Annotated in this window: 6 protein-coding genes; all 6 read left to right on the top strand. The window is 29.2% G+C overall.

Annotated features, from left to right (window positions below; translation table 4 throughout):
- Positions 1-61 precede the first annotated feature (61 nt).
- The 6 genes from ACNF36_RS00715 (at position 62) to ACNF36_RS00690 (ending at position 12,243) form a co-directional block, all read left to right on the top strand.
- Positions 62-1,288 (top strand): replication-associated recombination protein A, encoded by a 1,227-nt coding sequence (locus ACNF36_RS00715; protein WP_418303384.1) that lies wholly within the window; start codon positions 62-64, stop codon positions 1,286-1,288.
- Entirely contained in the window at positions 1,289-2,242 is a 954-nt protein-coding gene (gene pheS, locus ACNF36_RS00710; protein WP_418303383.1) for a phenylalanine--tRNA ligase subunit alpha, read from the top strand.
- Positions 2,232-2,903, top strand: coding sequence for a uracil-DNA glycosylase (locus tag ACNF36_RS00705; RefSeq protein ID WP_323176410.1), 672 nt, complete (start codon positions 2,232-2,234; stop codon positions 2,901-2,903). Before pheS ends, ACNF36_RS00705 begins: the two co-directional genes overlap by 11 nt.
- A 3-nt stretch (positions 2,904-2,906) precedes the next feature.
- On the top strand, positions 2,907-5,105 hold the full coding sequence (locus ACNF36_RS00700; RefSeq protein ID WP_418303382.1) for a phenylalanine--tRNA ligase subunit beta: 2,199 nt from the start codon (positions 2,907-2,909) through the stop codon (positions 5,103-5,105).
- 7 nt (positions 5,106-5,112) lie between these two features.
- Positions 5,113-6,375 carry a serine hydroxymethyltransferase gene (gene glyA / locus ACNF36_RS00695; RefSeq protein ID WP_418303381.1) on the top strand — a complete coding sequence of 421 codons (1,263 nt, stop codon included), beginning with the start codon at positions 5,113-5,115 and terminating at the stop codon, positions 6,373-6,375.
- A gap of 216 nt (positions 6,376-6,591) precedes the next feature.
- Positions 6,592-12,243 (top strand): phosphatidylinositol-specific phospholipase C domain-containing protein, encoded by a 5,652-nt coding sequence (locus tag ACNF36_RS00690; protein ID WP_418303380.1) that lies wholly within the window; start codon positions 6,592-6,594, stop codon positions 12,241-12,243.
- Positions 12,244-12,247: the final 4 nt, after the last annotated feature.

Raw genomic sequence — 12,247 nt, 5'->3', positions numbered from 1 at the left:
TTAAAAAAATAAAAATGTATAATTAATAAAATTTATTTTATTAATTAACTAAAAGGGTGTTATGAACAATAAAAATCTAGCAAATTTAATCAGACCAACTAAATTAGAAGACATTGTCGGACAAAAGCACGTTGTTAAATTACTTGAAAAAGTTGTTGCAAACAAAATAACAACAAGTTTTATTTTCTTTGGTGAATCAGGAACCGGTAAGACAACAAGTGCAATGATTTTGGCTAACCAATTAGGTCTTAAGTATGATTTATTTAACGCATCAGTTGATAATAAAGATAAATTAATTAATATTTTGAAAAATAATGATGTAATCATCATTGATGAAATACATAGATTAAATAAAGATAAGCAAGACATTTTGTTATCTTATCTAGAATTTGACAAGATTATTGTTTATGCAACTACAACAGAAAACCCTTACTTTAAAGTTGTGCCTGCTCTAAGAAGTAGGATGCAAATTGTGCAGTTTTTTAAGATTTCAGAAGATGAAATCGCAGAGAAACTTAATCAAATTGTTAAAGAAAGTTTTCCTAACTATTTAATTAGTATGGACGTTCTAGAAAACTTAGCTAGATTTTCTTCAGGAGACTTAAGATTAAGTATTAACAATTTACATATGCTCATTTTATGTTCTGATCCAGGTATAGAAATTACTAAAGAGCAACTGAAACAAGTTATTCCAAATATTAACTTCTACAGTGATTTGAATTCAAGCGCACATTACAACAATTTATCTGCATTTCACAAATCACTTAGAGGTTCAGATGTAAATGCTGCACTATATTATGGGATGTTAATTTTAAAAAGTGGAGATGTTGATGGATTATTCAGGAGAATGATTTGTGCGTCATATGAAGATATTGGTCACGCTTCACCGAATGTAAGCTTAAGAGTGCTAAATGCAATTGAAGCTTTTGAGCGGCTAGGAATGCCTGAAGGAAAATTACCAATTGCTTTTGCAATTATTGATATTGCACTGGCACCAAAAAGTAACTCAACATACATTGCAATCGAAAACACAGAGGAAATCTTAGATTCAGGACAAATTTATCAAATACCAAAACATTTAAGAGATTCACATTATGCATCAGCGGTTAAATTAGGTGATGGAGTTGATTACAAATATCCACATAACTACTGAAACAATTATGTCAATCAGCAATATTTACCAAAAGAATTATCTAAAGCAGAATTTTATTTTGCTGGATTAAATGAAAACGAACAAAAATACAAAAAATATTGACAAAAAATCAAGGAAGCAATTAAGGAGGATTAGATGAATTTAAAATTAGAAAACATTAATTCATTAGAAGATCTTAAAATAGCAAAAGCAAGTGTATTTTCAAACGAAGGAGAAATTTACAAACTTCAACAAGAATTAAAAACAGCCCCAGTTGAACAAAAGAAAGAAATCGGACAAAAAATTACAATTCTTAAAAAAGAATATGAAGATTTCTTTAAGTTAGCTGAAGAAAGAATTCAAAAACTTGAAATTGAAAAGAAAATTAATTCAGAATTTATTGACGTAACAATTCCTGTTTTAAAACCTGGAGCATTACACCCAATCACACTTGTTGAAGAAAGATTAAGAGATTGATTTTTCCAACACGGATACTATGAACGTAAAGATGGTGAAATTGTATCTGATGAATATAACTTTAAACGTTTAAATATTCCAGATGATCACCCTGCTAGAGGAATGCATGACTCACTTTACATTACAGAACAAACTTTATTAAGAACACATAATACAGGTATTACTGCAAAAGTTCTTGAAGAAAATCCTAATAAGGAATTTTCAACTTTTGCTATTGGTAAAGTTTACAGAAATGATGAAGATGATGCAACTCACTCACACCAATTTACTCAAATTGACTTTGTTACAGTTGGGAAAGTTTCATTCTCTAACTTAATTTGAACTCTTAAAGATTTACTTTCATATGTTTTAGAAGAAAACGTTGAAATCAGATTAAGACCAAGTTACTTCCCATTCACTGAGCCAAGTGTTGAAGTTGATGTATTTTACAAAAATAGATGAATTGAAATTTTAGGTGCCGGTATGCTTCATCCAAGTGTGTTAGAAATGGCTGGTTTTGATTCATCATTTAACGGTTTTGCAGCTGGTATTGGAATTGAACGTATCACAATGATTAAATACGGTTTTACAGATATAAGAGATTTATACAGAAATGATTTAAGAATAATGGAGCAATTTAAAAATGAAAGATAGTTTTTTAAAAATATTACAGTCAGAAGGTCAAAAACCATACTTTACAAAAATTTTAGATAAATTAAAAGAAGAAGAAACAAATGGAGTTAAAGTTTTTCCACACCAAATGGATTTATTTAAACCATTTGAATTCTTCCAAGTTAATGAAACTAAAGTTATTATCTTAGGTCAAGATCCATACCACACATTAGGTTTAGCTGATGGATTAGCATTTTCAACATACGATGACAAATTTGCTCCATCACTAAATAATATTCTTAAGGAACTTAAAAAAGATTATCCTAAAACAAAATTAGAAACAACTTCACTTGTTTCTTGAGCTAAACAAGGTGTTTTATTATTAAATACAGTTTTAACAGTTGCTCAAAGCAAGCCTGCTTCACACTTCAAAATAGGATGAGAAACTTTCACACACAAAGTAGTTGAGGAAGTAGTTGTGCAAAACCCTAATGTTATTGTAGTTGCGTTAGGTAAAAAAGCACAACAATTCATTAAAGATATAGCAATTAATCCTAAAAACTTAGTTGAACTTGCACACCCAAGTCCATATAGTTACAACAAAGGTTTTGCAGATTCACACTTATTTAAAACTATTAATAAAAAACTTAAACAAAATAATGTAAAACCAATCGAATGAGATTTAACTAAAGGAGGAAAGTAATTTATGATTTTATCTTTAAAACATTTAAATAAATATTTACCAAATATTAAGTTAGATGCAAAAGAAGTAGAAAAAGCATTGAACAACTTAGGTTTAGAAGTTGAATCAGTTTCACCTTTCTCTGACGTTAAAGGTTTAGTATTTGCAAAAGTTTTAGAAGTTTCAGTTAACCCTAATTCAGACAAATTAGATGTAGTTAAAGTTTTAACAAAACAAGGTGAATACACAATTCAAACAAATAATAGAATTTTAAAACCAGGTGACCTTACAATTTGCTTCCCAACAGGTGCATCAAAAGGAAATTTTGTTTTCGCAGACAAAGAAATTAAAGGAGTTTTATCACAAGGAATGTTCGGTGCATGATCTGAAATTGGATATGATAATTCACTTTTATCATATACTGACTCAATTTTAGTTTTACCAAACGATTTTGCTACACTTGAAGATGATGCAATGGAACTTTTAGGTCTTAATGACACACTTATCGAAATTTCAGTAACAGCAAACAGAAATGATGCGAACTCATATTATGTTTTAGCTAGAGAATTAGCTTCATATTTTGATACTGACTTTATAAGCGTATTAAAAGAAACACCAAGTTCATTTACAACACAATTTACAGTTAATAAAAACAAAGCACAACATTTATCATTTACAGAAATTAAAGGTAAAAAAGAAACAACTTTATATGAAAAAATGTTACTTGCAAAACACGGTATCGATACAAAATTTGACTGAGCAGTTAATTTAACAAACTTAACATTAATTAACTATGGTGTGCCTTCTCACGTTTATGATGCTGCAAAATTAGAAAACAATTTAAGTGCAGATTATTATTCAGGAAAATTAGTTATTTTAGGAAATAAAGAAGTTGAATTAAATAATGTTTTAACAATTTTTGCTAACAATAAACCTGTTTCAGTTGCTTGTGCTATGGGTCTAGAAGATACGAAAGCTACAGAGCAAACAAATGATTATTTATTTGAAGTTGGAGTGTTTAAGTCTACAGATGTTAGACATTCATCTAAAGAACTTAAATTAATTTCAAACTCAGCTGCACAAGGTGCAAGAACAATTACACCCGAATTAGCAAGTTTAGCAGTTAAATTCGTCAGATCATACTGCAATGATTTACAAGTCTCAAATACAATTGGTGAATTTGAATTTGATAGCTACAAAGAAATAAAAATTTATAATGAAAAATTAAAAGTTTACTCAAATAAACTAGACAATCAATTAGTTGAATTTAACAAAGCTAAAGATCAATTAAGTAAATTAGGATTTATCTTTGAAGTAGACACTGTTAAAGTTCCTAACTATAGATATGATGTTAACTTATTTGAAGATGTTATGGAAGAATTATTCAGATTCTATTCATACAGCAAGTTTAAAGAAGAAGTTGTTAAAAACGTTCCATTAATTACACAATCAAAAGATAGAACAAAAAATATTATTAGTGGAATGGGTTATTCAGAAGTTAGAACATTTACACTTGTTTCTAAAGAAAAAGCAGACTTTAAAGTTTTAGACTTAAAAGAAACTGTTGGACCTTTATTAACATTCGTTTCTAAAGAAAGAGAATACGTACGTAATTCAATTATTGTTTCATTGCAAGAAGTTGTCGATTACAATCAAAAACGTAAATTAAACTCAATTAACATTTTTGAAGTAGGAATGATCGGGAACTCTAATGAAGTTTTAGGTCTCGCTTCAACAACTAAATCATTCTTTGAAATGAAACAAGATATTATTAATTTTGTAAAATTAGATTTAGAATTTGTCCCTTTAAAAGACAATGCTTTAGTTCATCCAAATGCATCTGCAAAAATTGTTTATATTGACCAAAACACAGGTGCACAAGTTGAATTAGGTTGATTAGGTAAAATTCATCCATCAATTGATAAGACAAATGCATTCTATGCCGAATTATTCACAGATGTGATTAAAAACATCAGAAACAATGAAGCAGCAACTAAATTCAAATCAATTAATACTGAACCATACAAAACACTTGACCTTACATTTGAACTTGCAAATGGTGAGTACATTCAAGATAAAATTAATCAAATTAAATCAGTTTCAGATTGTTTCGGCATTGACCAAATTGATGATTACAAAAAAGAAAATTCACACAATGTAACACTTAGAATTACAGGTTCAAGTGAGCAAATTGAGAAAATAGATTCACACTTTAACAACTAGGAGACCTATGTATTCAGATATTAGTTTAAAAGATAAATTAGTTCAAGATGCAATTAACAATGAACTAAAAAGACAAGAAGATCACATTGAATTAATCGCTAGTGAAAACTATGTTTCAGAAGATGTGCTTAAAGCTCAAGGTAGTGTTTTAACAAACAAATATGGTGAAGGTTACCCAAATAGAAGATATTATGGTGGATGTGAAAATGTTGACGTAGTTGAACAAGCTGCTATTGATAGATTAAAAGCTATTTTTAGTGTTAAATTTGCTAACGTGCAACCTTATTCAGGTTCAGTTGCAAATGCTGCTGCTATTGCATCAGTTGTACCTAGTGGTGGAAAAATTATGGGACTTTCACTTAGTTCAGGTGGACACTTAACACACGGATACAAAATCAGTTTTAGTGGAATTTTCTATGAATCAGTTTCATATGATTTAGGTAAAGATGGAATTTTAGATTATGATGCAATTTTAGAACTTGCTCTAAAAGAAAAACCACACTTAATTATTTGTGGTTATTCAGCTTACTCAAGAACAATTGACTTTGCTAAATTCAGAGAAATCGCTGATAAATGTGGTGCAAAATTACTGGCTGATATAGCTCACATTGCAGGACTTGTTGCTACTGGTGAACACCCATCGCCAGTTGGTTATGCAGATATTATTACTTCTACAACACATAAAACATTACGTGGAGGTAGAGGTGGAATCATTATGACTAATGATGAAGAAATTGCTAAAAAAATCGACAGATGAGTATTCCCTGGATACCAAGGTGGGCCATTATTCCACGCTATAGCTGGAAAAGCTGTAAGCTTTTATGAAGCTATGCAACCTATGTTTAAAGAATATGCAAAAAACATTAGATTAAATGCAGCTAAGTTCTGTAATAACTTCATTAACAAAGGTGCAAAAATTATTTCAGGTGGAACAGACAACCACTTATTTATGATTGATGTTTTATCAACATACAACATTAGCGGTAAACAAGCTGAAGAAATCTTAGGTAAAATCAACATTACATTAAACAAAAACACAATTCCATTCGATACACTTTCACCGTTTGTAGCAAGTGGTATCAGAATTGGAACTGCTGCTATGACAAGTAGAGATTTCACAGAATGAGATAAATTAGCTGACATAATTGATTACACACTTAGAAATTATGAAGTGTTAAGTTCAGAAAATGGAATCGATAAACTAAATGAACTTAAACAAGAAGTTTTAGAATTAACTAAAAAATTCCCAATCAAAAAATCATATTTATAAGATGCAATTGCATCTTATTTTTTACTTTTATAATATTCTCCTAGACTTAAAAGTAAAAAATGTAAATCAAATTTAAATAAGCTAATAAATCTTGAAATTTAACAATCAGACATTGTGTATAATGTTTAGAATTTGTTAAAATAGACAGATAAAATAAAATAAATTTATTTATAAATTTATTAGTATTAATCAAATTTTAAGTTAGTTGGTACATTTGTGAAAAAAAGAATTAAAAAATTAATAATAAGTTTAACTCTCGGAGCTGCTCCGATTCTTTCATTGACTGCAATTTCAGGAATTGTTCAGCAAAGAGTTTCTTGAACAGATGAAAATAAAGCTTATTCAGATGATACACAAACACAATTGAATTTAAGTGATTGAATGGCTGATGTTGATGGGGATAAATTGCTATCAGAGCTTTCTATACCAGGAACTCACGATAGTGGTATGTATGATGGTAGAGGTGTTAAATGATTTTTCGGTTCTGCTTGAGCTAGAACACAGTACAAAAATTTACCTGCTCAATTAAAAATGGGTATTCGTTATTTTGATATTCGTTTAGATAGAAACAATTTAGTTAATCACGGTGGAGCATATTCGAATAACTTATATCTACAAAATGTGTTAGATGAGTGTAAAAAATTCTTAACTGCACACTCAAGTGAAACAATCATTTTACGTATAAAAGATGAAAATGTAGATGTTGGTAATTTATCTGCTACAGATTGTATAAAATGAAGAAACTTAATAATCGATAATCTTTATAAATTCAAAGATTTTCTCTTCAAAAACGATTCTCGTAATAATAATCTGAACCCAACACTTAATGAACTAAGAGGTAAAGTTTTTGTTGTAAATAACTTTCACCACAAAGTTTATTCAGATAATAACTATGGAACTTTCATTGATCACGGTAATAACTGAAATATTTGACAAGATGCATATGATTCAACAGAAGATGTAAAGAAGAGAACATTTGAGTCTATGGCAAACATGTATCAAGATCTAAATGATTTTCACAATGACATAATGACCAACTTCCTTTCAAGATCTAACGGTGAGCAGCCTTGATGAACTAGCAAAGCTTTAAATAAATGACTTGTTAAAAAACTTCAACAAAAAGAAGATCAATGAGAACATTTAGGAATTGTACCAATGGACTTCCCTGGAGATGCCCTTGCATTAGCTATAGTGCGTAAAAACTATATGTATAGTCAAAGAGTAATTAAACGTGGAATTTTAGGAAGACAATTAAATGCGATTCCTGTTACTAAATTAGTTGACAATACATCGATTATTGAATTAAATGAACCGATGAAAGATTACTTTGTTGAAGTTTACAAAGGTAATAATCTTTTAGAAAAGAAAAAGATAACTGATACAAATACAAGAATTCAGTTATCTAATAAATTTGTTTTAGGTGATTCAATCAAATTAGTTTTCTACAAAGAAACTCCAACAAACATTTACTATCCAACTCCAAAAAGAATTTTAAATGTTGAAGGTACACTTACGGTTTCTAGAAATCAAGAATATGTAAATAAACTTCTTAGCATAGGGAGAAGTTATGCGGCATATTCAGATACTCTTGCTAATACAACTTACCAAAATTTCATTAGATTTCATATTCAAAATGAAATTGTAAGTGTAGCTAATTCATATATCATTCAACCAATGACTGACCAAAGAGGTGAATGAGCTGACTTATTTGATTCAGATAAAACTGAAGTTCAAAATAAAATTACAAACTTAAAAAATGCTTATGAAGCTTTTAAATCAGATATAAACACATTTAAATCATCAGTTCCATTTAGAAATTCTCAATTAAGTTTTATAACAACGGCTGACAAATCTAAATTATCAGAAGATAGTTATCAAGCATTTCAAGATGTAATTACAACAATTCCTAAATTACCTGAATATCAAAATGTTCTTAACATTTACATCAAGAAGAAAAATAAATTAGCTGGATTAAAAACAATCTTGAATGATCTTCAGGATTATTTAGGACTGTTCAATCAAAAAGTTGCTGACTTAGATTTAGATAATTTACAAATTAACTACCAAGATAAAAAAGCAGAATTAAACCAAAATATTCAATCTATTCAAGCTATTATCAAAGAAACAATTAATAATGATGCAACTATTGATTTTGCGAATGTAAAAAGCAGATTACAAACTCATTATGATAAATGCACTCAAATTATTAAATCACTCGAAGACTTAAAAAAACAATATGATCAAAACTTATATAGAGAAAGATTAAGAGCTGCATTACAAAAATGCGAAGAACAAAAAACACAAATCAATTACTTACTTGATAATAGTGGTTGAGCAACTAAAATTGATCAATTAATTACTGAAATTAATGAGCAATTAACACTTTCAGAAATTCAAGAAACAAAAGTTAATGATATTGAACAACGTATGCAATCTGCTATTTCGATGTTAAATGGACAATCTAATTTAGATTCAATTAGACAATCTATTTTGTCATCTAAATATTTAGAGCAAAACGTTATTGATGAAAAAGTTGCTGAACTTAACCAAAAAAGATCTTATGCAGACGCAATTGCATTGCAAAATGCAGTTGAGGAATTAAATAATTTTGAACATCAAGCTATTAATCAAACAATTGATAGTTTATCTAACTTAACTGATACACAAGAATCAAGTGCAAAAACTTCAGTTGAACAATGTGCAAATAGAGTTGCAATGAATTCAATAGTTTCAAATGTAATTAAATTAAACAACTTTAATGCTCAACTCAAGAATTTTGATTCTGCAAAGTCATCAATTAACTATACAGAAGCATCGACAGATCTTAAAAAAGCTTATGATAACGCAGAAATAGTTGCTAATACAGTTAAAAATTCAAATACATTTGATAGAGTAATTGAGAATATTGATAGTGCAATACCGAACTTGCAGATAGCAAAAAACAACTTAGATGGTCAAAGAAGATTAGATACTGCAAAAGCAGAAACTAACAAAAATATTGATAAGTTAACTTACTTATCAGACAATGTTCAAAAACCAGCTGCTAAAACCTCTATTAGTAATGCGCAAACTACAAATGATGTAAATTTAATTGTTTCTAATGCTGCAAAATTAAATGCTGCATTAGAACAACTTTCAATTGCTGATTCGAAATTAAATCAACCAGCATATACAGAAGCTGCAAAGAATAAAAAACAAACATTTGATTCTGTTAAAAGTGCAATAGACAATATCAAATCAAATTCAGACTTTACAAGATCAATTTCTAATATTGATAGCTTAACAGTTAACTTAAAAAACGCTATCGAGGATCTTGATGGTGATTCTAAATTATCATCTGCAAGAACAACTGCATTAAATGAGTTGATTAAATTAACTAATTTAACTGAAGAACGAATAAAAGTTGCACAAGATGCAATCAATGCTGCTAACACAATTAATTTAGTTAATTTAAAATTATTTGAAGCTCAAAAACAAAATGCAATCAACAAAATTAATTCATTATCTAACTTAGGACAAACCCAAAAACAAAAAGCAGCTGAATTAATTAATAATAAAACTACAAAAACTGAAATTGATGCAATTCAATGAAACTATTCAAAAGTTGATTATGCACTTCCAAAAATTAAAGAAGCTGAATATGAAAAATCAACAATAAACTACACTGAATCTGAGGGTTCTAGAAAAACGAACTTTGATACTATATTGGATAGTTTATTACCATTAAAATCACAAACTGATTTTTCAACATTACCTGCTAACTTTGATGCAAATGTTATAGCTCTTGAGAATGCAAAAGGTGACTTGGATGGATTAGACAGACTTAAAAAAGAAAAAGAACAAGCTAACATTTTCATTTCTAATTTAAGTGAATTATCAAATGAACAAAAAGATACTTTTGCAAATAGCATAACTTCAGCTAACTCAATTTCAGAAGTCACAGATATTAAAAACAATGCTAAAAAACTTAATAATGTTTTAATTGAATTAAAAGCAGCAAGACAAACTGCAAAATCTGAATTGACTAAATTAACACACTTATTAGAAGAACAAATTACAGAAGCAAATAACCAAATCGATGCTGCTACAGCAGTTCAAGAAGTAAAAGATATTGCTACAAACGTAACAAATGTTGATGCAGCAATTGAACAAGTTCAAAGATTTAATGATGTTAAATCAAAACCACAATTTACAGAAGCTGATTCAGATAAAAAACAAGTTGCTCAAACAGAGTTTGACAACTTACCAGGTGTAGAAACAGTAATAGACTTTACAACAAGTCCTATTGCTGACATTGCAGAAAAAACTGAAGCTCTTAATAATGCAATCAACTCACTTGATGGTCAACAAAACTTAGATGCTGCAATAGCTGCTGCTAAATCTGATATTGATGCATTGCCTAACTTATTAGATGATGAGAAAAGAGACGCAAAAACTGAAGTTGAAAAACAAACGACTATCGCTAATGTTGCTGATAAATTATTAGATGCTCAAAAACAAGATGCATCAAATAAAATCGACTCATTATCAAACTTATCAGACGATGTACAAAAACAAGCTGTTAAAGCTTTAATTAACTCAAAAGCAACTAAAGATGAAATTGATGCAATTGTTGCTAATGCAGAAAAAGTTAACAGTGGTATTGGGACACTTAATGATGAAGTTGCAATAAAAGAAGAAGTGCAATACAAACAAGCATCAGATGATGTTAAGACAAACCTTGATAATGCTGCAACTGCATTAGATGGATTATCAAGCTACACAGACTTTGAAACTCCATTTGACCAATTAGATACTAAATTACAAGCTGTATCTGAAGCTAAGGGTTCATTAAATGGTAAAGATAGATTAAATGCTGTAAAAGCCGAAGCAATTAAAGCTATCGAAGCACTTGAAAACTTAACATCAGTTCAAAAAGATGCTGCTAAAAATGAAGTTGAAGCTAAATCATCAATCGCTGAAGTTGAAGAAAAATTACTTGAAACTCAAAAAGAAGATGCTATAGCTAAAATTAACTCATTACCTAAATTATCAGAAACTCAAAAAGAAAAAGCTATCAAATTAGTAGAAGCTAAATCAAGTAAAGCACAAATTGATAAAGTAGTTTCAAATGCATCAAGCATTGATGGAGCGATTGCTAAAGTTGAATCTACTAGAGAAGTTGAATCAGAAATCAAATACACTCAATCTTCAAACCAAGATGTATTTGATGATGCGGTTACTGCTTTAAACGACTTAACAACAACACTTGAATTTGAAAAACCATACGCTAACTTAGATAACAAGTTAGATACATTAAAATCAACTCACGATGTGCTTGATGGTGCCGATAGATTGAAAACAGCTAAAGAAGAAGCACTTGCTGCTCTTGAAAATGCCTCAAACTTATTAGATACTCAAAAAGAAGCTGCAAGAAATGCTGTAAACAGCTTAGATGAAGTTTCTAAGATTAAAGATATTAAGAATAATGTAAAAGAAGTTAACAGTGCATTTGATGTTGTTGAGATTGCTGAAGCGATGAAAGAAACAACACAATACATTCAAGCTGATAAACAATTTAAAGATGCATTTGATAATGCATTAGCTGCTTTTGAAGAAATTAAAGCAAAAGAAGACTTTACTACAGGAATTCCTAATTTATCTGAAAGATTAGTTGTACTTCAAAAAGCTACAGAAGCTCTTAACGGTAAAATTCAACCAGAAACTAAACCTGAAGACTCTGCTAAAGAAGAAGATAAAAAAGAAAACACAAATAGTGGTTCAAACTTAGTCGGTCCAATTGCAGGTGGTGTATCAGGATTACTTGGATTAATTGGTTCAATCTTTGGATTTATCTTCTACAAAAAACGTAGAAAACGTAATAAATAATTTT

The sequence above is a fragment of the Mycoplasma sp. 4463 genome, from assembly GCF_048381515.1.
Lineage (GTDB): Bacteria > Bacillota_I > Bacilli_A > Mycoplasmatales > Metamycoplasmataceae > Mycoplasmopsis.
Note: the sequence above shows the minus strand (reverse complement) of the source record. Positions and strands in the feature narration are given on the sequence as shown.